A 25,994-nucleotide genomic window follows, 5' to 3' on the forward strand; every position below is an offset into this window, starting at 1 on the left:
TTGAGAGGGTAAGGCTCCCAGTAGACGACTGGGTTGATAGGCCGGATATGGAAGCCCAGTAATGGGTGGAGTTGACCGGTACTAATAGGCCGAGGGCTTGTCCTCAGTTGCTCGCGTCCACTGTGTTAGTTCTGAAGTAACGAACTCCCATCCGGCTGGTTGGTTGTAGTTCGATATCTTCATAGTGTTTCGGTGGTCATAGCGTTAGGGAAACGCCCGGTTACATTTCGAACCCGGAAGCTAAGCCTTTCAGCGCCGATGGTACTGCAGGGGGGACCCTGTGGGAGAGTAGGACACCGCCGAACAATCTTTGAATGGGGAAGCCCCGCACCGTATGGTGCGGGGCTTTCCGCATTTCCGGGCCCCTTTTTCGCGCGAGCTGTACCGGGTCGTGTTCTGTGCGGGTTGCCGGCCGCCCCACGACCCCGTGCACCAGGCCGCCGGCGCTGACGGTAAGGTCAGGGGGCAGCATCGGCACGTTCCCACAGGAGGCCCCCGGGTGGAGGTACAGGAGACTCGCGTTCAGACGGACCGGGTCCTCACCATCCCCAACATCCTGAGCATGGCCCGGCTCATCGGTGTACCGCTCTTCCTGTGGCTCATCCTCCGCCCCGAGTTCGACGGGACGAACAGCGACGGCTGGGCCCTCCTGGTCCTGGCCCTCAGCGGCATCAGCGACTACCTCGACGGCAAACTCGCCAGGCGCTGGAACCAGATCAGCAGCCTCGGGCGCATCCTCGACCCGGCAGCCGACCGCCTGTACATCCTCTCCACCCTCATCGGGCTCACCTGGCGTGACATCCTCCCCCTCTGGCTCACCGCGGCGCTCCTCGCCCGGGAGGCGATGCTGCTGGTGATGGTGGGAATCCTCCGGCGCCACGGATATCCGCCGCCGCAGGTGAACTTCCTGGGCAAGGCGGCCACCTTCAACCTGATGTACGCGTTCCCCCTGCTCCTGCTCAGCGACGGTACGACGTGGCTTGCGTCACTCGCTGAAGTTTTCGGGTGGGCCTTCGCCGGATGGGGTACAAGTCTGTACTGGTGGGCAGGGATCCTCTATGTGGTCCAGGTCCGCCGACTTGTCACAGCGGATACCGCGACCGATTGACCCCGTCTTCCACGCCGAAGCGAATGCGATAACGGCGTGCTGTCAGAGGACCACGGCAAAGACGGGCGCAATCGGCTAGACCCTCGTCTCTGCAAGGAGGACGCTTCCGACATGAAGGCCGTCGTGATGGCCGGAGGCGAAGGAACCAGACTTCGCCCCATGACCTCGAGCATGCCCAAGCCGCTCCTGCCGGTCGCCAACCGGCCGATCATGGAGCACGTGCTGCGGCTGCTCAAAAGGCACGGACTCACCGAGACCGTCGTCACCGTGCAGTTCCTCGCCTCGCTGGTGAAGAACTACTTCGGTGACGGCGAAGAACTCGGGATGGAGCTGAGCTACGCCAACGAGGAGAAGCCACTCGGCACAGCCGGCAGCGTCAAGAACGCCGAAGAGGCGCTCAAGGACGACGCGTTCCTGGTGATCTCCGGGGACGCCCTCACCGATTTCGACCTGACCGACCTGATCGCCTTCCACAAGGAGAAGGGGGCCATGGTCACGGTCTGCCTGACGAGGGTCCCCAACCCCCTGGAATTCGGCATCACCATCGTCGACGAGGAAGGCCGCGTCGAACGGTTCCTGGAGAAGCCCACCTGGGGCCAGGTCTTCTCCGACACCGTCAACACGGGCATCTACGTCATGGAGCCCGAGGTCTTCGACTACGTCCAGCCCGACGTTCCCGTCGACTGGTCCGGCGACGTCTTCCCGCAGCTGATGAAGGAAGGCAAGCCGATCTACGGCTACGTCGCCGAGGGCTACTGGGAGGACGTCGGCACCCACGAGAGCTACGTCAAGGCCCAGGCCGACGTGCTCGAGGGCAAGGTCGACGTCGAACTCGACGGCTTCGAGATCTCCCCCGGCGTATGGGTCGCCGAAGGCGCCGAGGTCCACCCGGACGCCGACCTGCGCGGACCGATCTACATCGGCGACTACGCCAAGGTCGAAGCCGGCGTGGAGATCCGCGAGCACACGGTCATCGGCTCCAACGTGGTCGTGAAGAGCGGCGCCTTCCTCCACAAGGCGGTTGTTCACGACAACGTCTACATCGGGCCGCACAGCAACCTCCGGGGCTGCGTGATCGGCAAGAACACCGACGTCATGCGGGCCGCCCGCATCGAGGACGGCGCCGTCATCGGCGACGAGTGCCTCGTCGGTGAGGAATCGATCGTGCAGGGCAACGTACGGGTCTACCCCTTCAAGACGATCGAGGCCGGCGCCTTCGTCAACACCTCCGTCATCTGGGAGTCCCGCGGCCAGGCGCACCTCTTCGGCGCGCGCGGCGTCTCCGGCGTCCTCAACGTCGAGATCACCCCCGAGCTCGCCGTCCGGCTCGCCGGCGCCTACGCCACCACCCTCAAGAAGGGCGCCACCGTCACCACCGCCCGGGACCACTCCCGCGGCGCCCGCGCCCTCAAGCGGGCGGTGATCTCGGCGCTCCAGGCCAGCGCCATCGACGTGCGCGACTTGGAGAACGTGCCGCTCCCCGTGGCCCGGCAGCAGACCGCCCGCGGCAGCGCCGGCGGCATCATGATCCGGACCACGCCCGGAGTGCCCGACTCCGTCGACATCATGTTCTTCGACGAGCGCGGCGCCGACCTCTCCCAGGCCAAGCAGCGCAAGCTCGACCGGGTCTACGCCCGCCAGGAGTACCGCCGCGCGTTCCCCGGCGAGATCGGCGACCTCAACTTCCCGTCGAGCGTCTTCGACCAGTACACGGGCGCCCTCCTGCGCAGCGTCGACACCACCGGTGTCGCCGAGGCGGGGCTGAAGGTCGTCGTCGACGCCTCCAACGGCAGCGCCGGACTCGTCCTGCCCAGCCTCCTCGGACGGCTCGGCGTCGACTCGCTCACGATCAACCCCGGTCTCGACGAGTCCCGGCCCACCGAGTCCGCCGAGACGCGCCGGGCCGGGCTGGTACGGCTCGGCGAGATCGTGGCGTCCGCCCGCGCGGCGTTCGGCGTGCGCTTCGACACCGTCGGCGAGCGGCTGTCCCTCGTCGACGAACGCGGCCGGATCATCGAGGACGACCGGGCCCTGCTCGTCATGCTCGACCTTGTCGCGGCCGAACGGCGCAGCGGACGTGTCGCCCTGCCCGTCACCACCACGCGGATCGCCGAGCAGGTCGCCGCGTACCACGGGACGCAGGTCGACTGGACGACCACCTCGCCCGACGACCTGACCCGGGTGGGCCGGGAGGAATCCACCATCTTCGGTGGAGACGGCCTGGGTGGGTTCATCGTTCCCGAGTTCAGCAGCGTCTTCGACGGGACGGCGGCGTTCGTCCGGCTCCTCGGGCTCGTCGCCCGCACGCAGCTCACCCTCAGCCAGATCGACGCGCGGATCCCGCGAGCCCACGTGCTCCGCCGGGACCTCGCGACGCCGTGGGCGGTCAAGGGCCTGGTCATGCGGCGGGTCGTCGAGGCCGCCGGCGACCGGCACGTCGACACCACCGACGGCGTCCGCGTCGTCGAGGCGGACGGCCGCTGGGTGCTGGTCCTGCCCGACCCGGCCGAAGCCGTCACCCACCTGTGGGCCGAGGGCCCGGACGACGCGTCCGCCCAGGCGCTCCTCGACGAATGGGCGACCGTGGTGGACAGCGCCGGCCGCTGACCCCCGCACCGCCCCGCCGAACACCCGTGCCGGGTGCCGTCCCCGACGGCACCCGGCACACCGGTGGGGCCATTCGGCGGTAGCCGCTCCGACATGCGACGATGTGCGGCATGTCCCAGCAGTCCCCCGTTCGGAGCACCGGCTCCCCGCCTCCGCGTCCCGACGCGTCGATGTCGCTGCTGAACAACGTGATGGACCACGCGCTCGACGACGGCTACGCGGAGGCGTCCGCACGCCGCGCAGCCGAGGGCGGCGGACTCCCACGGACACTGCGGGCCAAACTGGGCCTCGCCGCCGGCCTCGCCCTCGCCGCCGTCGTCGTCACGCTCGGTGCCGCGCAGACGCAGATCTCCGCGCCCGTCGTCGCGAAGGAACGCGAGGAGCTCATCGACCGCATCCAAGCCGAGACCACCGCCGTCGACGGACTGGCCGAGGACATCGAACGGCTGCGCCGCGAGGTCGGCGAACGCCAACGGGCCGCGCTGGAACAGCACGGCGGCGACCAGAGCGGGCTGGTCTCCCTGCTCTCCGGCGCCACCGAGGTGACCGGGCCGGGGATCCGGCTCGTCGTCGACGACGCGAAGGCGACCGACCGGGGCGGCGGCGGACCCCGCGAGGGCAGCGGCTTCTCCGACACCGGGCGCGTGCGCGACCGGGACATGCAGCGCGTCGTGAACGGCCTGTGGCAGTCCGGCGCCGAAGCCGTCGCCATCAACGGGCAGCGGCTGACCGCCCTGTCTGCGATCAGGGCGGCGGGTGACGCCATACTGGTCGACAACAGGCCGCTGGTACCGCCGTACACGGTGCTCGCGGTGGGGGACGGCAAACGGCTCGCCACCCGGTTCCAGGACAGCGCGGATGGCCGCTACCTGCACGCGCTGGAGGAGAACTTCGGCATCCGCAGCAGCGTCTCCGCCCAGGACCGGGTCACCCTGCCTGCGGCACCCAGCCTGATCGTACGTACAGCACAGCCGAGGACCACCGGAACCGGGACGGGTGACGGGCAGGGCGCGGCAGACACAGGGAAGGGCACATCGTGATCGCCGTACTGGGCCTCGTGGTGGGAGTCGTGGTCGGACTGTTGGTCCGGCCCGAGGTGCCGGCGGTGGTCGAGCCCTACCTGCCGATCGCCGTCGTCGCGGCGCTCGACGCGGTCTTCGGCGGCCTGCGGGCCATGCTGGACGGCATCTTCGTCGACAAGGTCTTCGTCGTCTCCTTCCTGTCGAACGTCGTCGTCGCCGCGCTGATCGTGTTCCTCGGAGACAAGCTGGGCGTCGGCGCCCAGCTCTCCACCGGTGTCGTGGTCGTCCTCGGCATCCGGATCTTCTCCAACGCCGCGGCCATCCGCCGGCACGTGTTCCGGGCGTGAGGCCGATGAGCAACGAAGAGCACGCACCACAGCCCCCGCGGACGCCCGAAGCGCCCCCCGAGGAGATCACCGGGCGCCGGCGGCTCGTCGCCGGACTGTGGCCGCCGCGCCTCACCCGGGCCCAACTCGTCGTCGCCCTGCTGCTGTTCGGGCTCGGACTGGGACTGGCCATCCAGGTCCGCTCCACCAGCGACGACGGCACGCTGCGCGGCGCGCGCCAGGAGGACCTGGTGCGGATCCTGGACGAGCTCGACGACCGCAGCCGGCGGCTCGAAGACGAGAAGACCCGCCTGGAGGCCCAGCGGCGCGAGCTGGAGAACAGCTCGGACCAGGCCGAGGAGGCCCGCAGGCAGACCCAGGAGAGGGAGCGTCAGCTGGGTGTCCTGGCCGGTACGGTCGCCGCCGAGGGGCCCGGCATCACCTTCGTCGTCGAGGACCCCCTGACGGCCGTCGAGCCGGACAAGCTGCTCGACACCATCCAGGAGCTGCGCGCCGCCGGCGCCGAGGCCATCCAGGTCAACGACGTCAGGGTCGTCGCCGACACGTACTTCTCCGGGGAGGCCGGGGCGGTGCAGGTGGACGGGCGGAAGATCCGCGCGCCGTACCGGTTCGAGGTCATCGGCAGGCCCCAGGACCTGGAGCCCGCGCTGAACATCCCCGGGGGCATCGTGCAGACCCTGGAGAAGGAGCAGGCCACGGCCACGGTGACCCGGTCGGAGAAGATCGTTGTTGACGCCTTGCGACCGGCGGAGCGGCCTGACTACGCTCGGTCGTCACCGCAGTGAGCCGGAGGCGCATGGGGGCCGCGCGGCGGGGTAATGCCCGAGGGACGGGGCCGGACAGGGGAGGCGGAACAGTGGGGGCAGCTCCCGTGACCGCGGAGCCTCGCGGGCGTCAAGGGCCGGGGCCGGCGCCGTACCGGGCCGCGCGCCCGGCGAGATCGGGAATCGGCCGCCCTGGCCGGGACGTTGCGGGGGGTCGGCGCACCACGAAGGTGGTGCGTGGTGGAAACTGTCCGGAGGATACGGACGTTGTGAAGGTGTCCGGGTCGGCAGGTGTGTTCATTCAGCGTTCGTCCTGCCCCACGGGCGGGTCTGTTTCGTTCAAGGGGAATCGCCCGTGAAGTTGTTTGCGAAGTTGTTCGGCAAGAGCGCACGCGAGGACGGCGGCAGCGCCAGGCACCGCGCGCCGCGGCACGGTCAGTCCGGGGAGGAGCAGGGCGGGGAGCGCCCGCTGTTCCGGGACGAGGTCGCTGGTCCGGGCGGTGACAATACGGGCGGTCCGGGCGCGTCTTCTGTTGACCCCGCAGGTCCCGGCCGCATAGGTTCCGATCCGTACGCGACCAGCGTCCACGGGGGACAGCCGCGGCAGGAGGATGGGTCCATGCCGGTGTGTACGAGGTGCGGACACCGCAATGCCGAGACGAGCCGGTTCTGCTCCAACTGCGGAGCCCCACTGCGCGGCGGCGCCCCGGCGGAGCGCGCGTCCGAGACGACGTCCACGATCTCGATCTCGGGTCTCGAGGCGTACGACAGCGAGACCACCGGCCAGACGGCGCTGCCGTCCCTGTCGCCCGAGGCGCAGGCCGCCGTGGACGCGCTGCCGCTCGGTTCCGCGCTGCTCGTGGTGCGGCGCGGCCCCAACTCCGGCAGCCGCTTCCTCCTCGACGGCGACCTGACGACCGCCGGCCGCCACCCGCAGAGCGACATCTTCCTGGACGACGTGACCGTGTCGCGCCGCCACGTGGAGTTCCGCAGGGCGGCCGACGGCAGCTTCACCGTCGCGGACGTCGGCAGCCTCAACGGCACCTACGTCAACCGTGAGCCGATCGACGCGGTCCAGCTCACCAACGGCGACGAGGTGCAGATCGGCAAGTACCGGCTGGTCTTCTACGGGAGCCAGCGGGGCGTCTGACCTCCCCCAGACCCGTCTGGGGGAATGCCCAGGGAAGGTCCATGCTGCGAACACCGACGGGCGGTGCCGGTCACGGCACCGCCGACGCGGGCGACCGGCTGGTGAGCATCGGCACGGTGCTCAACCAGCTGCGCGAGGAGTTCCCCGAGGTCACCATCTCCAAGATCCGGTTCCTGGAGGCGGAGGGGCTCGTCGAGCCGCAGCGGACGGCCTCCGGGTACCGGAAGTTCAGTCCGCACGATGTGGAGCGGCTGGCGCTGATCCTGCGGATGCAGCGGGACCACTATCTGCCGCTCAAGGTCATCCGGGAGCACCTGGACGCCCTGGGCCGGGGCGACCAGGTCGTGCTGCCCGCCCAGGCCCCGCCGGGCGAGCCTCCCGAGGCGGCGGGCCCGTGGCAGCCGGAGGAGGGCGGGTCGACGGCCGCCCGGGTGGGCCGCGCCGAGCTGCTCGCCGCCGTCGGGGCCGAGGAGGCGGAGCTTGCCGAGTGGGAGGCGTACGGCCTGGTCGCGCCCGGCGCGGACGGCGCCTACGACGCGGAGGCGGTCACCGTCGCGAAGCTCGTCGCCGAGCTGGGCCGGTACGGGCTGGAACCGCGCCACCTGCGGGCCGTGAAGGCCGCCGCCGAGCGGGAGGCGGGGCTCGTGGAACAGGTCGTCGCGCCGCAGCGCCGGCACCGCAACCCGCAGACCCGCGCCCATGCCGAGGCGACGGTGAAGGAGCTGGCCGCCCTCTCCGTCCGGCTGCACGCCGCCCTGGTCAGAGCGGCCCTGGGCGTCCGGTTCCCCTGACCTTGGCGGAGCCCGACTATCCAAACCGGGGCGGCACGTCCTAGGGTTGCTGTGTGAACGAGCTCGATGTTGTCGGTGTCCGGGTGGAAATGCCCTCCAACCAGCCGATCGTGCTCCTGCGGGAAGTGGGAGGCGACCGCTACCTCCCGATCTGGATCGGCCCGGGGGAAGCGACCGCGATCGCCTTCGCCCAGCAGGGGATGACCCCCGCCAGGCCGCTCACCCACGACCTCTTCAAGGACGTGCTCGAGGCCGTGGGCCAGGAGCTCACCGAGGTCCGCATCACGGACCTGCGGGACGGGGTCTTCTACGCGGAGCTGGTCTTCGCCAGCGGCGTGGAGGTCAGCGCCAGGCCCTCCGACGCGATAGCGCTGGCCCTGCGCACGGGTACGCCCATCTTCGGCAGTGACGGGGTCCTCGACGACGCCGGCATCGCCATCCCGGACGAGCAGGAGGACGAGGTGGAGAAGTTCCGCGAGTTCCTCGACCAGATCTCCCCGGAGGACTTCGGCACCAGCAACCAGTGACCCGGCCGGGCCCGTCCGAGGCGGCCGACCGCCGGTGACGGCGGGACCCGCTCACGGCGGGTGAGGGGGCGCGCGGGGGTCGCTCGAGGCGGCTCACAGGGGCGCGATCAGCGCTTCGGGCGCATTCGAGTAGCGTTTCCCGGAAATCGGTCACGCCAAACCACTCTCAGGGTGATTATCACTCGGCGTGGCGAGTGTGGCGATCGTTGACGCACCCCTGGGGACTGCCTACCGTCGATGTGGCAGGTCAAGGACGGAGGGTCGGCGTGATGAGCAGCGGCGACGGTGCGGCAGGGGGTCTCCCCGGGCGGAGTCCGGGCGGGAGCGGGCCGTATCCGCTTCACGGCAGTGCGACCGACGCGACGACCGGCGTCATCGGTTACCGGGGGCCCACCGCCTGCGCGGCGGCGGGCATCACCTACCGGCAGCTCGACTATTGGGCCCGTACGGGGCTGGTCGAGCCGAGCGTGCGGCCGGCGTACGGGTCGGGCACGCAGCGCCTCTACAGTTTCCGGGACGTCGTCGTCCTGAAGATCGTCAAGCGGTTCCTGGACACCGGCGTCGCCCTGCAGAACATCAGGGCGGCCGTCCAGCACCTGCAGGACCGCGGGCTGGACGACCTGGAGCGGATGACGCTCATGAGCGACGGCGCGACGGTCTACGAGTGCTCCTCGCCCGACGAGGTCGTCGACCTCCTCCAGGGCGGCCAGGGCATCTTCGGTATCGCGGTCGGCGTGGTGTGGCGGGACGTGGAGGCGGCGCTGTCCCAGCTGCACGGCGAGCGTGTCGACACGGGGGAGACCCTCGTCCGGCACAACCCCGCCGACGAGCTGGCCCGGCGCAGGCGCGACAAGGCCGTGTGACCCCTTGGGGTCGTACGCGTGTGCGGGCGGTTGTCAGTGGCGTAGGGCAGCATCAGTGGTGTGAGAGCCGCGCCGACCATCCTGCACCTGGACATGGACGCGTTCTTCGCCGCGGTCGAGCAGGCGGCGAAGCCGAGTCTGCGCGGCAAGCCCGTCATCGTGGGCGGTCTCGGCCCGCGCGGGGTCGTCGCCACCGCGTCCTACGAGGCGAGGCCGTTCGGGGTGCGGTCGGCCATGCCCATGGCGCAGGCCCGGCGCCTCGCACCCAACGCCGCGTACCTCGTGCCCCGCTTCTCCGCGTACCGGACGGTGAGCGGGCAGGTCATGGAGCTGCTCGGCAGACTGTCGCCCCTGGTGGAGCCGCTGAGCCTGGACGAGGCGTTCGTCGACCTGGAGGCCGGGGGAGCGGCGCACGACGCCGCGACGGCGCGGGCGGTCGGGGAGCGGCTGCGGGCCGACATCCGCGCCGTGACGGGCGTGACGGGGTCCGTGGGCCTGGCCGGCTCCAAGATGCTCGCCAAGATCGCCTCGGAGGAGGCCAAGCCGGACGGTCTGGTGCTCATCGAGCCCGGCACGGAGCGCGAGCTGCTGGCCCCGATGGGCGTGCGGACGCTGCCCGGCGTCGGCCCCGCCACCGGCGAGCACCTGCGGCGGGCCGGTATGACCACCGTGGCGGACCTGGCCGAGGCCGGTGAGGACGAGCTCGTCCGACTCCTCGGCAAGGCGCACGGGGCGTCCCTGTACGCGATGGCGCTGGGCCACGACGACCGGCCGGTGGTGGCCGAACGCGACGCGAAGTCCGTCTCCGTCGAGGACACCTTCGACGTCGACCTGCACGACCGGGTGAGGGTGCGCCAGGAGGTCGAGCGGCTCGCCGAGCGGTGCGTGCGCCGACTGCGGGACGCGGGCCGCTCGGGCCGGACGGTGGTGCTGAAGGTCCGGCGGTACGACTTCTCGACGCTGACCCGCTCCGAGACGCTGCGCGGGCCGACCGACGACCCCGTCGTGGTGCGCGAGGCCGCCGCCCGGCTGCTCGACGCCGTGGACACCACCGGCGGGGTCCGGCTGCTGGGGGTCGGGGTCACGGGCCTTGCCGACTACACCCAGGAGGACCTGTTCGCCCAGGCGGCCGCCGCGGAGGCCCCGGCCGCCGCGGAGGCCCCGGCCGTCGCGCGCCCCCCTGCCGTCGTGGACGCCCCGGCCCTTTCGGGCCCCCCGGCCGTCGCGGACACCCCGGAAGGCGGCGGGCCCTCCGCCGGGGTGGAAGGCGCGGACGCGGGCGTCCCGGGGCCGCTCGGCGGTACGGCGGCACCACCGGGCGGTGTCGCGGGGGGCGACGAAACGGCCGCGGGCGGCGGGGCGCCGGCGGACAGGGGCGCGTCGGGCGGGCCGAACCCCGGAGTCGCGGCGTCGGAGGCCGGAGCGTCCCGGGCCGGGGCGTCCGGGGCCGGAGTGTCCGGGGCCGGAGTGTCGGGCGAGGGTGCCGGGGGCGCCGGGGCGCACGACGAGAGTCCGGCGGCGGCCGCCGAGCGGCGGTGGTCCGCGGGCGCCGACGTCCACCACGCCGTCCACGGGCCCGGCTGGGTGCAGGGCAGCGGGCTCGGGCGGGTCACCGTGCGGTTCGAGTCCCCCGGGTCGGCACCGGGCCGGGTGCGCACCTTCCGCACGGACGACCCCCAGCTGGAGCCCTCCGATCCGCTGCCGCTGGTTCCGGGTGGTCAGCCGCCCGCGCCCGCGGGGCCGCCCGCCCTCCGCTCCGGCGACGGCGATGACGGCGGCGGCGACGGCGGTGGGGGAGAGGGCCTGGGCCTCGGCGAGGGCGCACGGGAGGGCGCGGGCGGCAGGGCGATGCCGTAGTGGCGGTACAGCTGCACCTCCTGCTCCGCGGAGAGGTGCCTCCCCACGCCGAAGTCCGGCGCGTCCTTGACGAGGGCCCGCTCGTAGGGGACGCGCAGGCCGTCGCCGACGAGGTCGCTGGGCCTCAGGGGGACGAAGGCGTCACGGCCGAAGAGGCCGGTGCGCACGGCGGCCCACTCGGGCAGGCCCGTCGCGTCGTCGAGGTACACCTCGTCCACGGTTCCGATCTTGCGGCCGTCGCGGTCGAACGCCTTGCGCCCGATCAGGCTGCGCGGGTCGATGTCGCTCTGCACGGTTCCTCCAGCCGGAAACAACGGGGCCGTGAACACCACGAAAGGGCACAACCGTGACCTCGGCCACTCGAGGGATCGCCCCGGAACGTCGCTGGTAGGCTGGCAATGGCCGCTGACCCCGCGCGGGAGAGTCCTCCGGAGAAACCTTCCGGAGGCGCCGAAGGAGCAAATCCTCCCCGGAATCTCTCAGGCCCCTGTACCGCGCGGACGAGGTCACTCTGGAAAGCAGAGCGGGCGTCGGACGGCACCCGCTCTCACCGACGGTGAAAGCCGTGCCGCCTCCCGTCGGAGTGCGCACGGCGAAGCTCTCAGGTTGAGATGACAGAGGGGGAGGCCGTCCGGGCACCCGCGCCGAGGTGCCCCTCGCAGGTCGCTACGACCAGGAGGCCCCCGTACATGACCGCCAACCGCACCCCGCTCTCCCAGCTCGAGCGAGGCATCCCCTTCGAGCAGCGCCACATCGGCCCTGACGACGAGGCCCGCGCCAAGATGCTCGCCCAGGTCGGCTACGGCTCGCTCGACGAGCTCACGGCGGCCGCGGTGCCGGACGTGATCAAGAGCGCCGAGGCCCTGGGGCTGCCCGAGGGCCGCACCGAGGCGGAGGTCCTCGCCGAACTGCGCTCCCTCGCGGACCGCAACCAGGTGCTCGCCCCGATGATCGGCCTCGGCTACTACGGCACCTTCACCCCGCCGGTGATCCTCCGCAACGTCATGGAGAACCCCGCCTGGTACACGGCGTACACCCCGTACCAGCCGGAGATCTCGCAGGGCCGGCTGGAGGCGCTGCTGAACTTCCAGACCGTGGTCGCCGACCTGACGGGCCTGCCCACCTCCGGCGCGTCCCTCCTCGACGAGGGCACCGCCGCCGCCGAGGCCATGTCCCTGGCCCGGCGCGTCGGCAAGGTCAAGAACGGCGTCTTCCTGGTCGACGCCGACGCCCTGCCGCAGACGATCGCGGTCATCGAGACCCGCGCCGAGCCCACCGGTGTCGAGGTCGTCGTCGCGGACCTGAGCGAGGGCATCCCCGCAGAGGTCGCCGAGCGCGGCGTCTTCGGCGTCCTCCTCCAGTACCCGGGCGCCTCCGGTGCCGTCCGCGACCTCAAGCCGCTCGTCGACGCCGCCCACGAGCTCGGCGCCGTCGTCACCGTCGCCGCCGACCTCCTCGCGCTGACGCTCCTCACCTCGCCCGGGGAGCTGGGCGCCGACATCGCCGTCGGCACGACCCAGCGCTTCGGCGTGCCGATGGGCTTCGGCGGCCCGCACGCCGGCTACATGGCCGTGCGCGACTCCTTCGCCCGCAGCCTGCCCGGCCGCCTCGTCGGCGTCTCCGTCGACGCCGACGGCAACCGCGCCTACCGGCTCGCCCTGCAGACCCGCGAGCAGCACATCCGCCGCGAGAAGGCCACCAGCAACATCTGCACCGCGCAGGTGCTCCTCGCCGTCATGGCCGGCATGTACGCCGTCTACCACGGCCCCGAGGGCCTCAAGGGCATCGCGCAGCGCACCCACCGGTACGCGGCGATCCTCGCCGCCGGGCTGCGCTCCGGTGGTGTCGAGGTCGTCCACGGGACGTTCTTCGACACCGTCACGGCGCGGGTGCCCGGCGCCGCGGCGCAGGTCGTCGCCGCCGCCCGGGAGGGCGGGGTCAACATCCACCAGGTCGACGCCGACCACGTCTCCGTCTCCTGCGACGAGACCACCGGCCGCGCCCAGCTCGCCGCCGTCTGGGACGCCTTCGGCGTGCGCGGCGACATCGAGGCCCTCGACGCCGAGACCGCCGACGCGCTGCCCGCCTCGCTGCTGCGCACCGACACGTACCTGACGCACCCGGTGTTCCACGCGCACCGCTCCGAGACGTCGATGCTCCGCTACCTGCGCCGGCTCGCCGACCGCGACTACGCGCTGGACCGCGGCATGATCCCGCTCGGCTCCTGCACGATGAAGCTGAACGCCACCACGGAGATGGAGCCGGTCACCTGGCCGGAGTTCGGCCAGCTGCACCCCTTCGCGCCCGCGGAGCAGGCCCAGGGCTACCTCACGCTCATCCGCGAGCTGGAGGAGCGCCTCGCCGAGGTCACCGGATACGACAAGGTGTCGCTCCAGCCCAACGCCGGTTCGCAGGGCGAACTGGCCGGGCTCCTCGCCGTGCGCGCCTACCACCGGGCCAACGGCGACGCGCAGCGCACGGTCTGCCTCATCCCGTCCTCGGCGCACGGCACCAACGCCGCGTCCGCCGTCATGGCCGGCATGAAGGTCGTCGTCGTCAAGACCGCCGACGACGGCGAGATCGACGTCGAGGACCTGCGCGCCAAGATCGAGCAGTACCGCGACGAGCTGGCCGTCCTGATGATCACGTACCCGTCGACGCACGGTGTGTTCGAGGAGCACGTCGCCGACATCTGCGCCCAGGTCCACGAGGCCGGCGGCCAGGTGTACGTCGACGGCGCCAACCTCAACGCGCTCGTCGGCCTGGCCCGGCCGGGCAAGTTCGGCGGCGACGTGTCGCACCTGAACCTGCACAAGACGTTCTGCATCCCGCACGGCGGCGGCGGCCCCGGCGTCGGACCGGTCGCGGTGCGTTCGCACCTCGCCCCGTACCTGCCGAACCACCCGCTCCAGCCCGCCGCGGGCCCGGAGACCGGCGTCGGCCCCGTCTCGGCGGCCCCGTGGGGCTCGGCCGGCATCCTGCCGATCTCCTGGGCGTACGTACGGCTCATGGGCGGCGAGGGCCTCAAGCGGGCCACGCAGGTGGCCGTCCTCGCGGCGAACTACATCGCCAAGCGCCTGGAGCCGCACTACCCGGTCCTCTACACCGGTCCGGCCGGGCTCGTCGCGCACGAGTGCATCGTCGACCTGCGCCCGCTGGCGAAGGCGACCGGCGTGAGCGTGGACGACATCGCCAAGCGGCTGATCGACTACGGCTTCCACGCGCCGACCATGTCCTTCCCGGTCGCCGGGACGCTGATGATCGAGCCGACCGAGAGCGAGGACCTCACCGAGATCGACCGCTTCTGCGACACGATGATCGCGATCCGCGGCGAGATCGAGAAGGTCGCGTCGGGGACCTGGCCGGCCGACGACAACCCGCTCCGCAACGCCCCGCACACCGCGGGCGCGCTGGGCGGCGACTGGGACCACGCGTACAGCCGCGAGGAGGCCGTCTTCCCGGCCGGCGTCTCGGCGGCGGACAAGTACTGGCCGCCGGTGCGCCGCATCGACGGCGCCTTCGGCGACCGCAACCTCGTCTGCTCCTGCCCGCCGCTCGACGAGTACGACGGCTGAGCACGGACGGCCGAGGGCCGGCGTCTGAGGACGGGCGGTTGAGCCTGGACCGCTCGGGACGCGCGGCTCAGGGCCGGTGACGGGCGGCGGCTGACGGTACGCGCACGTCGGGGCCGGTACGGAGGTGGTCACCCGCCTCCGTACCGGCCCCTCGCCGTCTTCCTCTTCCTCGGCCCGCCCGCGCGGGTCTACGCGGCCGTCGCCACGCGCGCCGTGGTGAGCGGTCGGTGCGGCGCGATGATCTGCCCGTCCGGCAGCAGCTCCCCGGTGTCCTCGAAGAGCAGGACGCCGTTGCACAGCAGGCTCCACCCCTGCTCCGGGTGGTGCGCCACGACGCGCGCCGCCTCCCGGTCGGCTGAGTCGGCGGTCGGGCAGGCTGGCTGGTGCTGGCACATGGCTGGGATCTTTCGCTGCGGTGTGGAGTCTGTCTCGCGGCTCGATGCGGTGCTCATGGCCGCCCCCCGTCTTCCGATCGGTCGGTTCCAGTGTTGCCCCGCGGGGCTGATTCCGCAGGGATTTCACGGCAGCTCTTCCTACTGGTGAAGGACGTATCACCCGCACGGATGGTTCAAGGCGAGCACCCCGTCCGTTCGGGTGGTTCGCAGTGGCCGGAGTGGACTAGTCCGTACGGGTCAAGGGGTGTACGTGAGTGCCCCACGTCCGCGGGGGACGTGGGGCACCGGACGGGGCGGGTGGTGCGGACGACGAGGCCGGGTCAGGCGGTCGAGCCGAGCAGCGGCGGCGGGGCGAGCCGTACGGTGAGCCGGGGCAGCAGATCCGCCACGCGGTGCGGCCGGTGCGCGGCGATCCCGGGGGGCGCGGGAGCCAGCGGGATCAGTACGTCGGCCGGGTCGGGGGCGCCCTCGGCCGGGTCGGCGGCCGTGTCCCCGTGCAGCCAGAGCGTCAGCATGTACAGCTCGGGCACCGACAGCAGGCGCGGCTGCCAGGGCGACCCGGAGTCCTCGGCCTGGCGCAGGGCCCGTTCCGTCGAGGCGATGTAGGGGCCCTCGAAGAAGTGCGAGAACGCCCAGCCGTCGGCGGTGCACAGGGTGTCCGCGGCGGCGAGGGGGAGGTCGCCGCCGCGGATCAGGAACCGCCACCCGGCGAGCCGGGTGCGGGGCGTCCCCGCGGGCCCGGCCGGCGCGGTGACGTCCAGGACGTGGACCGGTAGCGGCGTCTCGGCGGTGAGCGGGCCCTGCACGGAGCGCAGGGCCGGGGTGCTGGACTCGCGGAGGGCGGGGGAGCCCAGGGCCGCGAGGACGCTGTGCAGGGCAGGCGTGGGCGCCTGGGAGACGTGGAGCGGCATGGTGGGTCGCCTCTCAATCAAGAGACAGAGGGGTGGAGCCTGCGTGGGTGCGGGTGCGGACGGCGCTGTCAGCGACGGGGCCGTGGAGGGCCCACGGCGCCATGCCGGGGCGCCGGGTCTCAGCCTCGTTCGCGGAGTTTATACGACATATGTTCACGCCGTGTTTCCGCTAGCTGTCGCCGAGAAGTCCGTCAAGGCCGCATCACGTCTCGGATCCGTTGCCTTATCCGGTGAATTATCCGTGCCCCGACGCTGATACCTGCAATGTTGCCCATGCCGGGGAAGGCCGAATCTCGCCGCCTTATTCCCCCGCGCCAGAAGGGGAGATCTGCTAGCCGAGCCATGCCTCCGGAATGTGCCGGACGCCCGACCCGGCCAGCTTAGTGGCGAAGGCCTCTCCCCGGGGGCGTTACGGATCGGTCCGGGTGGGCATCATCGTCCGTGACACGAGCGGCGACGCCGCGTGCCGCCCACTCGAGGAGGGACGCTTCGATGGGGGAGAAGGTCGTGGCCGTCGGGTTCGACCTGGCCGACCGGCAGAGGTACCGCAGGAAGCTCGGAACCTGCCTGGAGGCGCTGGAACGGCTGCTCGCGGAGAAGCGGTTCGACCGCCCCAGGAATCTCATGGGGCTGGAGATAGAGCTGAATCTCACGGGCGCGGACGGCCTGCCCCGAATGATGAACGGACGTGTGCTGGAACGCATCGCCAGCGGTGATTTCCAAACCGAACTCGGATTGTTCAACCTCGAAGTGAACGTCGCCCCCCACCGGCTCTCCGGGCACGTTTTCTCCCAGCTGGCCGAGGAACTCCGCACGGGTCTCGGATACGCCCACCGCAAGGCGGAGGAGCTGGGCGCCGGGATCCTGATGATCGGTATTCTGCCGACGCTCACCCGCGGCGACGTCGACCTCGTCAACATCTCCGACGTCGACCGCTACATGCTGCTGAACGACCAGATGGTCGCCGCACGCGGCGAGGACTTCGCCCTGGAGATCGACGGCGTCGAGCGGCTCAGCTGCACCGCCGCCTCCATCACGCCGGAAGCCGCGTGCACCTCCGTCCAACTGCACCTCCAGGTCACCCCGGAACGCTTCGCCGACGTGTGGAACGCGGCACAGGCGGTCGCCGCCGTGCAGATCGCCGTCGGTGCGAACTCCCCCTTCCTCTTCGGCCGCGAGCTGTGGCGCGAGACCCGCCCACCCCTCTTCCAGCAGGCCACCGACACCCGTCCGCCCGAGTTGCAGGCGCAGGGCGTCCGCCCGCGGACCTGGTTCGGCGAGCGCTGGGTGGACTCGGCGTACGAGCTGTTCGAGGAGAACCTGCGCTACTTCCCCGCGCTGCTCCCGCTCTGCGACGAGGAGGACCCGCTCCGGGTGCTCGACGACGGGGGCGTCCCCTCCCTCCGGGAGCTCGTCCTGCACAACGGCACCGTCTACCGCTGGAACCGCCCCGTGTACGGGGTCGTGGACGGCGTCCCGCACCTGCGGGTGGAGAACCGGGTGCTGCCCGCGGGGCCCACGGTCGACGACGTGGTCGCCAACGCGGCCTTCTACTACGGCCTGGTCCGCGCCCTCGCCGAGGACCCCCGGCCGGTGTGGCGGCGGATGCCCTTCGCCGACGCCGCCGCCAACTTCGACGCCGCCTGCCGCCACGGCATCGACGCCGAGCTGCGCTGGCCGCGTCCCGGCCGCGGCGGTGTGACCGCCGTGCCCGCGGTGAAGCTCGTCCGGGACGAACTGCTGCCGCTCGCCGCCGCCGGCCTCGACGCCTGGGGCATCGAGCCCGCCGACCGCGACCGGTGCCTGGGCCTCGTCGAGGAGCGCTGCCGCCGTCGCGTCAACGGCGCGTCCTGGCAGGTGGGGACCTTCCACCGGGCGCAGGATGCGGGGCTGGACCGGGAGGCGGCGCTCGCCGCGACCGCCCGCCGGTACCGGGAGCTCGCGATGACCGGCGCGCCGGTCCACACCTGGCCCGCCGGCTTCCCGGAGCGGTACCCGCGGGGAGCCCGCTGAGGGCCCGCCCGGGTCGGTCCGGGTCGCCCGCCGGGGCTCTCGTCACGGGGCGCCTCCCGGGACGCGCCGAGAACTCCGCCGGGGCGCGTGTCGGAGGCGTACCCGGGTGGGTCCGGGTGCGCCGGGGCGTGTCGGGACCCGTTCGCGCACCGCCCGGGGCCGTCGGGCAAGCTGGACCGCGCGAGATCCACGACGGGAGGCGCGCGTGCGGACAGATGCGGAACGGACGAGCGGGGCGGCCGGCGACCCGCCGACCGGGCTCGGACACGGAACCCTGCGCTCCGAGACGCTGATCGTGCTCGCGCTCTCCCTCGGCGCCAGCGCGGTCTCCTCCCTGATCAGCTTCGTCGGGTCGCTGACCAGGCCGGGCGGGCTGAAGGAGCAGGCCGCCACCCTCAACGGCTCGTACGCGCCGGGCCGGCCCTGGCTGGACCTGGCCTGGCAGCTGTTCTCCGTGTCCACGGCGCTGGTGCCGGTGGTCCTCGTCGCCCACCTGCTGCTGCGCGAGGGCGCCGGGCTGCGGGCGATCGGCTTCGACCGCCGCAGCCCGTGGCCCGACCTGCGGCGCGGCACGCTCGTCGCCGCCGGCATCGGCAGCGCCGGCCTCGCCTTCTACCTGGTGGCGCGCGGGATCGGCGTCAACCTCACGGTGGTGCCGGAAGCGCTGCCGGGGGAGTGGTGGAAGTACCCCGTGCTGGTCCTCTCGGCGATCCAGAACTCCGTGGTGGAGGAGGTCATCGTCGTCGGCTACCTGCTGCGCCGGCTCGGGCAGCTGGGGTGGTCGCCGATGGCGGCACTGGTGGCCAGCTCGGTGCTGCGCGGCTCGTACCACCTGTACCAGGGCATCGGCGGGTTCATCGGGAACCTCGTCATGGGCGTGGTCTTCGTGCTGCTCTACCGCCGGTGGGGCCGGGTGGGCCCGCTGGTCGTGGCGCACGCGCTGCTCGACATCGTCGCCTTCGTCGGCTACGGGCTGCTGGCGGGCGAGGTGGACTGGTTGCCCACGGCGCCGTGAGGGCGGTCAGGCGCGCAGCTCGCCGTCGATGACCGTCACGGCCCGCCCCGTCAGCAGGGTACGGTCGCCGCGCAGCGCCGTACGGACGACGCCGGTGCGCGCGCCGCCCTGGAGGCCGGTCAGCTCGTCGCGGCCGAGGCGGGCGGACCAGAACGGGGCGAGCGCCGTGTGCGCGCTGCCCGTGACGGGATCCTCGTCGATGCCGACGCGCGGGAAGAAGCAGCGCGACACGAAGTCGTGGGCGGCCGCCGGGTCCGCGGCGCGTGCCGTGGCGATGACGCCCCGCTCGGACAGTTCCGCCAGCGCCGCGAGGTCCGGAGCCAGGGCGCGTACGGCCTGCTCGTCGCGCACCTCCACCAGCAGGTCGCCGATGTGGGCGGCCGTGTCGTGCACGGAGACGACCTCGGCGCCGAGCGCCTCGGCGAGGCCGGTCGGCGCCGGGACCGCGGTGAGCGTCGAGGTGGGGAAGTCCATCGTGATGCCGCCGTCCTCGGCGGCGGTCGTGGTCAGCACGCCGCAGCGCGCGGCGAAGCGCACGGTCCCGGTGGCCCGACCGGTCGTGTGCAGCACGTGTGCGGTGGCCAGGGTGGCGTGCCCGCACATGTCGACCTCCGTCACCGGGGTGAACCAGCGCAGCGCCCAGTCCGCCTCCCCGCCCGGCGGCAGGGGGTGGGCGAAGGCGGTCTCGGAGTGGTTGACCTCCGCGGCGACCCGGCGCAGCCAGGAGTCGTCGGGGAACGCGTCGAGGAGCAGGACGCCGGCGGGGTTGCCGGAGAAGGGGCGGTCGGCGAAGGCGTCGACGATACGGATGCGCATGGCCACGACCGTATGCCGCGCCGGGGACGGCGGGCCAAGGCCAATCCGCCGCGCCTGGCCCGCAGTCCGTCCGGCCCCGGGCGGACGGAGCCCGTGAGGAGTCCGGCCGGTCTCGGACCGACGGGGGCTGTCGTATGCGCGGTCCAGACTGGCGCCATGACCGCATCCGATGCCAGGACCGATCTCCACTCCTACCTCCGGTCCGCCCGGGACGCCCTGCTGTGGAAGCTGGACGGGCTCTCGGAGTACGAGGTCCGCCGCCCGCTCACCCCGACCGGCACCAACCTCCTGGGTCTGGTGAAGCACCTGGCCGGGGTGGAACTCGGCTACCTGGGCGACACGTTCGGACGGCCGTCGGGCGAGCCGTTGCCGTGGCTCGACGAGGGCGCCGGTACCAACGCGGACATGTGGGCCACCGCCGACGAGCCCCGCGAGCAGGTCCTCGCGCTCTACCGCAGGGCCTGGGCGCACGCCGACGCCACGATCGTCGCGCTCCCGCTGGACACGGTCGGCCGGGTGCCGTGGTGGCCGGCCGACCGGAACGAGGTGACGCTGCACCACGCCGTGGTACGGGTGATCGCCGACACGAACCGTCACGCGGGCCACGCCGACGTCCTGCGGGAGCTGATGGACGGCGCCGTGGGGGCGCGGCCGGGCGACACCAGCGTGCCGTCGGCCGACGAGGCTTGGTGGGAGGACTACCGCAACCGGCTGGAGCAGGCCGCTCAGGAGGCCGAGCGCAGGGCCGGAAGGGCCGCGCGGATCGGCGGGGGCGGGGGTGGAGATGGGAGCGAGGGCGAGGGTGAGCGCGGGCGCGATCGGCGAGAGTGAGGGGAACCGCACCACACACGTTGACCTGTGACAGCGCCAGACGGGTCGTTGCCACTGAAGTCGGGCCAAAGTTGGTTTGTGCCAGCGGAGTCGGGCCGCTGGGGCTTTCGTAGACGGGGGATGCGGTGGGGGCGTCAGGCCGGGCAGTGGATCAGTCTGCGCTCACAGCCTTCGAGCCGGCCTGCCGTCTCGGCGGGGTTCGCAAGCGCCGCCTGTCGCGGAGGAGCTGGGACGTGCGGTTCGCGACAGCGGAGCCGGTCCGCGGTGTCTCCTGGCGCGAGTGCGGCCGAGGCGTCGCAGGCCGGTATCAACCGGTGACCGTACGGGATCACGTTTGCCACCAGTCGTGGCTGGACAGAGACCGGCTGGTCCTGCTGGACCTCGTGAGGTCCGCGGGGCTTGTGAGGCCGGGGGACGAGTGAAGAGAGCACAGACAAGAGCCATGAGAGCTGGGGGAACAGCAATGAGAGCAAGAAAGTCCAGACACCTGGCTTCGGCCGCGATGGTGATCGGCCTCGGTGTCGCCGTGTCGGTCGTTCCAGGCGCGCAGGCGCTTTCCGGTGGCAACGCCGTACCGGACGGCTCCTACCGGTTCCTCGCCCGCCTGACCACCGGCGAGAGTGGTTGTTCGGGCGCGCTGATCGATCCCGAGTTCGTGATCACCACGTCGGCGTGCCTGCCGCAGACCGGCGAGGTCGAGATCGCCGTGGGTGATGTGAATCTGGGGACCGGCGCGGGTCACGTCACGAAGGCGGCGAAGATCGTGCGGCATCCCAGCCGTGACGTCGCCGTGGTGAAGCTCGCGACCAGGACGACCGGCATCACGCCCATCGCGTTGAGCCCCACTGCCTTGACGCAGGGGGAGGCACTGAAGGTCGCCGGTTTCGGGCGCAGCGCCACGGAGTGGGTGCCGGACCGTCCCCGCGTCGCGGCATTCACCGTCGCCGAACTGCGCGGCACGGACGCGTTGCTGTCGGGTGAGAAGGACACCTGCAAGGGCGATGCCGGCGGGCCGGCGTTCCGCGAGGTGGACGGCACCCCGCAGTTGGTGGGACTGAGCACGACGTCCTGGCAGCACGGCTGTCTTGCGGTGACCGAGACCCGCAAGGGCAGTACGGAGACGCGTGTCGACGACCTGGTGGACTGGATCCGCAAGCAGATCGTGCCGACGCCGGTCAACTGCTCCCCGGTCCAGATCTGGTCCGTGCGCCAGAACGGCGACCTGCACCGCTACGTGCACCACAGCGCCGCCGACGGTGGGCTCACCTGGACCGGCGGCGGCAAGGTGGGCAACGGCTGGTTCGGCCGCATGATCGCCGGGCCGGGCAACGTGGTGTGGGATGTGCACAAGCGCGTCGAGGCGGGCGATCCGGCGGGCGACGGCACGCTCAAGCGCTGGGTGTGGAACAACGGTTCATGGCTCGGCGGCGATGTCGTCGGCAGCGGCTGGGAGCTGTACTTCACCCCGGAGTACAAGAACCGCATCACCATCGACTCGAAGGGCCGGATCATCGTCATCGACGCTCAGGGCCGGCTGCGGTACTACATCTGGGATGACGCGCGCGGCACCTGGGCCAACGGTGCCGGTGACACGATCGAGGGCGGCTGGGACCGCTTCGACTCGATCACCGCCGCAGGTGACGGTGTGCTGTACGCCCGCAAGGCCAACGGTGACATGTTCCGCTTCGAGTACGACTTCGCCGCCAAGCGGTTCGTGCAGCGGGACAAGCCGGTCGGCGTCGGCTGGCAGATGTTCAGCGAGATCTTCTCACCGGGCGGCGACATCCTGTACGGCCGCGGTGCGCGGGGCCAGGATCCGTGGGGCAGCGGCACGGTGCCGGTCCTGCGCTGGTACCGCCACCACGACAATGTCGACTCGTGGGCGCCCGGCGCCCAGGACGGCACCGGCAAGTCCGTCGGCAGCGGCTGGGACACCGAACGCAACGTGTCCGCGCAGGCAGGCGCCTGCACCCTGGTGAAATGATGAGGTGCCGCCTCGTCCGGCGGCGGTGACGACGGTGACGGGCCGACGGTCTCACGACCGTCGGCCCGTCGCGTGCGTGTGTCGGACAGGCCGCACTCGCTGCGGGCGACCGAACCCTGTAGAGCGGAACACGGCGCCCTTCCGCTCGTCGTGGCCGATCCCGTCGGTGCGGCCGGCTTGCTGGAGGCGGCCAGGGCGCGGTTGGCGGTCAGGGCGAACAGCACCCGCTCGTACCCAGTCGGTGCCACAGGGTGTCTGGGGCGTGCGTGACACGGAACGGGCGGGAGCCGGTCAGGGTCAGGCCCTCGCCGGAGGTCGGCGTGGTCCCGGCCGGGCGGGGCATCCGGCCGAGCACGGCGATCAGTCTCCCGATGGCCGGGCGGTCGAGCCGGTCCTCACGGCCGCAGGAGTACAGGACCTTGGTGCTGGAGGCTCTGGCGGCCGGTCCCACTCGTTGTGGGCGGGCTGGAGAGAGCGCACGGCCCTACCGTCGCGGCCCTTGCTCGTGGAACGCCTTCACGTACACAGGCAGCGACCCGGGCAGGCGTGATCGCTGGCTGATCCCCGTGGGTTCGCAGGTCATGGCAATGAGGTCCGGAGTTCTCTGGCACTGGGGATTCCGGGCCGTGCTGTTGTCCCCGAGCGCGCCGGCGAAGAGGTTCGCCACGCGGCACCTGCCGACTTCGGCGGCAACCGGTCCGTCCTCACTGTCCCAGGTCAGCCGTCATGCTGCCCGAAAAGGTTGTCGGTCGATTGTTTGCGATATATCGTTGAAGCATCGCGACTGATCATCGATGGAAGGAGCGCATGATGCGTTCACACGAGCACGACCACGGACGCGGGCACGGTCACTGCGGGTCCGGTCATCACGGTCAGGGCGGGTTCGACGGCCGCAGGGCCGCCTTCGGGCCCTTCGGGCCCGGATTCGGCGGTCCCGGGTTCGGGGGTCCCTTCGGCGGTCGCGGGCGCGGCGGCGGTCGGGGCAGGGCGCGGCGCGGTGACGTACGCGTCTCGATCCTGGCGCTGCTCAAGGACCGCCCGATGCACGGGTACGAGATGATCCAGGAGATCGCCGAGCGCAGCGGTGGCGCCTGGAAGCCCAGCCCCGGATCCGTCTACCCCACCCTGCAGCTGCTGGAGGACGAGGGGCTCATCGAGAGCCGCAGCGAGGGTGGCAAGAAGCTCTTCGCGCTCACCGACAGCGGTCGCCGGGAGGCCGAGGCCGCCCCGGACGCCCCCTGGGAGGAAGCCGGCAAGGGCATCGACTGGGAGGCCATGAACGAGATCCGGCAGGCCGGCTTCGGGCTGCTGGAGGCGTTCGGCCAGGTCTGGAAGACGGGCTCCGCTGAGCAGCGGCAGAAGGCCCTGACCGTCATCAACGACGCCCGCAAGCGGCTCTACCTCATCCTCGCCGACGAGGACTGAGGCTCCGGCCGACCGTGGTGACGCGCCCTCCGGTGGATACCGGGGGGCGCGCACGCGTACGGGGGTGCTCGCACTTCCGGTGCGGGGGCCCGGCCGGTCGCGGGGAACCGTCTCAACAGGTGTCACGGCCTTTACGCTCCTGACGCCGCCTGCCATCATGTGCCGATGCACGCGTCTCAGGTGAGAAGCGCCGGCCTGGGACTGGCCCTGGTCTCGGCGTTCGCTTTCGGTGGATCAGGTGTCGCGGCCAAGCCGCTCATCGAGGCGGGCCTCGACCCGCTGCACGTGGTGTGGCTGCGGGTGACGGGCGCCGCGCTCGTCATGCTGCCCGTGGCCTGGCGCCACCGCGACCTGCTGCGCCGCAAGCCCGCCCTGCTGGCCGGGTTCGGGCTGCTCGCGGTGGCGGGCGTCCAGGCGTTCTACTTCGCCGCGCTCTCCCGCATCCCCGTCGGGGTCGCCCTCCTCATCGAGTACCTCGCCCCGGCGCTCGTCCTCGGCTGGGTCCGCTTCGTCCAGCGCCGTCCGGTCACCCGGGCCGCCGCGCTGGGCGTGGTCCTCGCCGTCACGGGGCTCGCGTGCGTCGTCGAGGTGTGGTCCGGACTCCGCTTCGACGTGCTCGGGCTCGTCCTCGCCCTCGGCGCCGCCTGCTGCCAGGTCGGCTACTTCGTCCTTTCCGACCAGGGCCGGGACGAGGAGCGGCCCGTCGACCCGATGGGCGTCATCGCCTACGGCCTCCTGGTCGGCGCGGCCGTGCTGACGCTCGTGTCCCGGCCCTGGTCCATGGACTGGGAGGTCGTCGCCGGCGTCGCGGACCTCGGCGGCAGGTCCGTGCCGGCCGGGCTGCTGCTCGGCTGGATCGTGCTGGTGGCGACCGTACTGGCGTACGTCACCGGGGTCGTCTCGGTGCGCCGGCTCTCCCCGCAGGTCGCCGGTGTCGTGGCCTGCCTGGAGGCCGTCATCGCCACGGTCCTCGCCTGGGTGCTCCTCGGCGAGCACCTCACGGCGCCGCAGGTCGCCGGTGGCGCGCTCGTCCTCGTCGGCGCTTTCATCGCCCAGTCGACCACGCCGAAGGCCCCCTCCGGGCCCGTCGCCGGCTCCGACCCCCTGCCGGACGCCCGGGCGCTGTCCGCCGACTCGCCGAGGGGGTAGCCCGCGGGGCGGGGCCCGCCCCGCGGGGGCGGCGGGGGCCCGCCCTCACGAGGCGGCGCGTCAGCCCGCCCTCAGAGGGCGGCGAGGTAGTCGGGAAAGGGCACCGCCGGGTCCAGGTCGCCGTCCGGGAGCGCCGTGCCGTACCGGGAGACCAGGGGGATCACGCCCGCCCAGTGGGGGAGCGCCAGGTCCTCCGGCTCCTCGTTGACCCCGCCCGTGCGGACCTTCGCGGACACCTCCTCCAGGTCCAGGCTCAGCACGGCCGTGGCCGCGAGCTCCCGGGCGTCGGCGGGGCGGCAGTCCGCCGAGCGGCCCGGCACGACGTGGTCCACGAGCGCGTCGAGCGCGGCCCGCCGCTCGTCGGGGTCCGTCACCTGGCGGGCGACGCCGTGCACCACCACGGACCGGTAGTTCACGGAGTGGTGGAACGCCGAACGGGCCAGCACCAGCCCGTCCACGTGCGTCACCGTCAGGCAGACGGGCAGCCCCGGGTCCGTGCCGCCGGGCTCCGTGCCGCCGTGGGCCGTCCCGCCGGGAGCCGCCGCACCGGTGGCCGCCGTGCCGGAGCCGCCGCGCGCCATCCGCAGGGGGCGCGAGCCCGTGGAGCCGTGGACGTACAGGCGCTCGCCGACCCGGCCGTACAGCGTCGGCAGGACGACGGGCCGGCCGTCGCGGACGAAACCGAGGTGGCAGACGTACCCCTCGTCGAGTATCGCGTGGACGAGGGCGCGGTCGTACGACGCCCTGGGGCGGCCCCGCGTCGGGACGGTGAGGCCGGTCGGCGTGTACCCGTCGCCCGCTTCCGGCGCCCGGGGTGAAGTCGAGGCGGTCTCCGGCATTGCGT

At 72.2% G+C, this 25,994-nt stretch carries 21 protein-coding genes, 2 rRNA genes, 1 pseudogene and 1 riboswitch; of the genes and pseudogenes, 19 read left to right on the forward strand and 5 right to left on the reverse strand.

Translation table 11 applies throughout. The annotated features are described in order from the left end of the window. The 12 genes and pseudogenes from LPA54_RS24465 to LPA54_RS24520 all read left to right on the forward strand — a co-directional run. Positions 1–105 (forward strand): 23S ribosomal RNA (locus tag LPA54_RS24465); the annotation flags it as partial. Between the two features lie 83 nt (positions 106–188). Continuing rightward, positions 189–305, forward strand: a 5S ribosomal RNA gene (rrf, locus tag LPA54_RS24470). A 194-nt stretch (positions 306–499) separates the two neighbouring features. Next, on the forward strand, positions 500–1,108 hold the full coding sequence (locus tag LPA54_RS24475) for a CDP-alcohol phosphatidyltransferase family protein (protein ID WP_228981462.1): 609 nt from the start codon (positions 500–502) through the stop codon (positions 1,106–1,108). A 111-nt stretch (positions 1,109–1,219) separates the two neighbouring features. Beyond that, positions 1,220–3,715: a mannose-1-phosphate guanyltransferase gene (locus LPA54_RS24480; protein ID WP_228981463.1), complete on the forward strand. Its 2,496-nt coding sequence runs from the start codon at positions 1,220–1,222 to the stop codon at positions 3,713–3,715. 110 nt (positions 3,716–3,825) lie between these two features. Then, complete coding sequence (locus LPA54_RS24485) at positions 3,826–4,755, forward strand: DUF881 domain-containing protein (protein ID WP_228981465.1); 930 nt, start codon at positions 3,826–3,828, stop codon at positions 4,753–4,755. Further along, a complete protein-coding gene (locus LPA54_RS24490; protein WP_003970459.1) occupies positions 4,752–5,084 on the forward strand; it encodes a small basic family protein in 333 nt (110 codons plus the stop codon). The genes LPA54_RS24485 and LPA54_RS24490 overlap by 4 nt, the downstream gene beginning before the upstream one ends. A gap of 5 nt (positions 5,085–5,089) precedes the next feature. Continuing rightward, on the forward strand, positions 5,090–5,869 hold the full coding sequence (locus tag LPA54_RS24495) for a DUF881 domain-containing protein (RefSeq protein ID WP_228981467.1): 780 nt from the start codon (positions 5,090–5,092) through the stop codon (positions 5,867–5,869). A 226-nt stretch (positions 5,870–6,095) separates the two neighbouring features. Beyond that, positions 6,096–6,998: an FHA domain-containing protein gene (locus LPA54_RS24500; protein ID WP_228981604.1), complete on the forward strand. Its 903-nt coding sequence runs from the start codon at positions 6,096–6,098 to the stop codon at positions 6,996–6,998. 41 nt (positions 6,999–7,039) lie between these two features. Next, positions 7,040–7,789: a MerR family transcriptional regulator gene (locus LPA54_RS24505; RefSeq protein ID WP_228981469.1), complete on the forward strand. Its 750-nt coding sequence runs from the start codon at positions 7,040–7,042 to the stop codon at positions 7,787–7,789. Between the two features lie 53 nt (positions 7,790–7,842). Further along, complete coding sequence (locus tag LPA54_RS24510) at positions 7,843–8,316, forward strand: bifunctional nuclease family protein (RefSeq protein ID WP_228981471.1); 474 nt, start codon at positions 7,843–7,845, stop codon at positions 8,314–8,316. Between the two features lie 269 nt (positions 8,317–8,585). Next, on the forward strand, positions 8,586–9,179 hold the full coding sequence (locus LPA54_RS24515) for a MerR family transcriptional regulator (protein ID WP_228981473.1): 594 nt from the start codon (positions 8,586–8,588) through the stop codon (positions 9,177–9,179). 60 nt (positions 9,180–9,239) lie between these two features. Further along, positions 9,240–10,889, forward strand: a pseudogene (locus tag LPA54_RS24520) (DNA polymerase IV); the annotation flags it as partial. An 8-nt stretch (positions 10,890–10,897) separates the two neighbouring features. On the opposite strand, the gene LPA54_RS42710 reads toward LPA54_RS24520, so the two are convergent. Then, positions 10,898–11,329 (reverse strand): PRC-barrel domain-containing protein, encoded by a 432-nt coding sequence (locus tag LPA54_RS42710; RefSeq protein WP_308112894.1) that lies wholly within the window; start codon positions 11,327–11,329, stop codon positions 10,898–10,900. 113 nt (positions 11,330–11,442) lie between these two features. Next, positions 11,443–11,541, forward strand: a riboswitch (glycine riboswitch). 184 nt (positions 11,542–11,725) lie between these two features. Between LPA54_RS42710 and gcvP the strand changes: the two genes are divergently transcribed. Beyond that, entirely contained in the window at positions 11,726–14,611 is a 2,886-nt protein-coding gene (gene gcvP, locus LPA54_RS24530; protein ID WP_228981476.1) for an aminomethyl-transferring glycine dehydrogenase, read from the forward strand. Between the two features lie 188 nt (positions 14,612–14,799). Here gcvP and LPA54_RS24535 read toward each other — a convergent pair whose 3' ends face one another. Further along, positions 14,800–15,006 carry a DUF5999 family protein gene (locus tag LPA54_RS24535; protein WP_306806535.1) on the reverse strand — a complete coding sequence of 69 codons (207 nt, stop codon included), beginning with the start codon at positions 15,004–15,006 and terminating at the stop codon, positions 14,800–14,802. Positions 15,007–15,326: 320 nt separating this feature from the next. Continuing rightward, complete coding sequence (locus LPA54_RS24540) at positions 15,327–15,917, reverse strand: hypothetical protein (protein ID WP_228981478.1); 591 nt, start codon at positions 15,915–15,917, stop codon at positions 15,327–15,329. A 492-nt stretch (positions 15,918–16,409) separates the two neighbouring features. Between LPA54_RS24540 and LPA54_RS24545 the strand changes: the two genes are divergently transcribed. Beyond that, positions 16,410–17,930 (forward strand): glutamate-cysteine ligase family protein, encoded by a 1,521-nt coding sequence (locus tag LPA54_RS24545; protein WP_228981479.1) that lies wholly within the window; start codon positions 16,410–16,412, stop codon positions 17,928–17,930. Between the two features lie 274 nt (positions 17,931–18,204). Then, a complete protein-coding gene (locus tag LPA54_RS24550) occupies positions 18,205–18,945 on the forward strand; it encodes a CPBP family intramembrane glutamic endopeptidase (RefSeq protein WP_228981606.1) in 741 nt (246 codons plus the stop codon). Between the two features lie 6 nt (positions 18,946–18,951). On the opposite strand, the gene LPA54_RS24555 is transcribed toward LPA54_RS24550, so the two are convergent. Beyond that, positions 18,952–19,761 (reverse strand): PhzF family phenazine biosynthesis protein, encoded by an 810-nt coding sequence (locus LPA54_RS24555; protein WP_228981480.1) that lies wholly within the window; start codon positions 19,759–19,761, stop codon positions 18,952–18,954. 156 nt (positions 19,762–19,917) lie between these two features. Between LPA54_RS24555 and LPA54_RS24560 the strand changes: the two genes are divergently transcribed. The 4 genes from LPA54_RS24560 (at position 19,918) to LPA54_RS24575 (ending at position 25,150) form a co-directional block, all read left to right on the forward strand. Beyond that, complete coding sequence (locus LPA54_RS24560; RefSeq protein ID WP_228981481.1) at positions 19,918–20,592, forward strand: DinB family protein; 675 nt, start codon at positions 19,918–19,920, stop codon at positions 20,590–20,592. 502 nt (positions 20,593–21,094) lie between these two features. After that, the gene (locus tag LPA54_RS24565; protein ID WP_228981485.1) at positions 21,095–22,576 is read left to right on the forward strand and encodes a tachylectin-related carbohydrate-binding protein; all 1,482 of its coding nucleotides are present in this window, start codon (positions 21,095–21,097) and stop codon (positions 22,574–22,576) included. Between the two features lie 810 nt (positions 22,577–23,386). After that, a complete protein-coding gene (locus LPA54_RS24570; protein WP_228981608.1) occupies positions 23,387–24,001 on the forward strand; it encodes a PadR family transcriptional regulator in 615 nt (204 codons plus the stop codon). Between the two features lie 165 nt (positions 24,002–24,166). Then, positions 24,167–25,150 carry a DMT family transporter gene (locus tag LPA54_RS24575; protein ID WP_228981487.1) on the forward strand — a complete coding sequence of 328 codons (984 nt, stop codon included), beginning with the start codon at positions 24,167–24,169 and terminating at the stop codon, positions 25,148–25,150. A gap of 71 nt (positions 25,151–25,221) precedes the next feature. Here LPA54_RS24575 and LPA54_RS24580 read toward each other — a convergent pair whose 3' ends face one another. Next, positions 25,222–25,989 carry a pyridoxamine 5'-phosphate oxidase family protein gene (locus LPA54_RS24580; RefSeq protein WP_228981489.1) on the reverse strand — a complete coding sequence of 256 codons (768 nt, stop codon included), beginning with the start codon at positions 25,987–25,989 and terminating at the stop codon, positions 25,222–25,224. Positions 25,990–25,994: the final 5 nt, after the last annotated feature.

The organism is Streptomyces sp. DH12 (assembly GCF_020873895.1).
GTDB lineage: Bacteria > Actinomycetota > Actinomycetes > Streptomycetales > Streptomycetaceae > Streptomyces.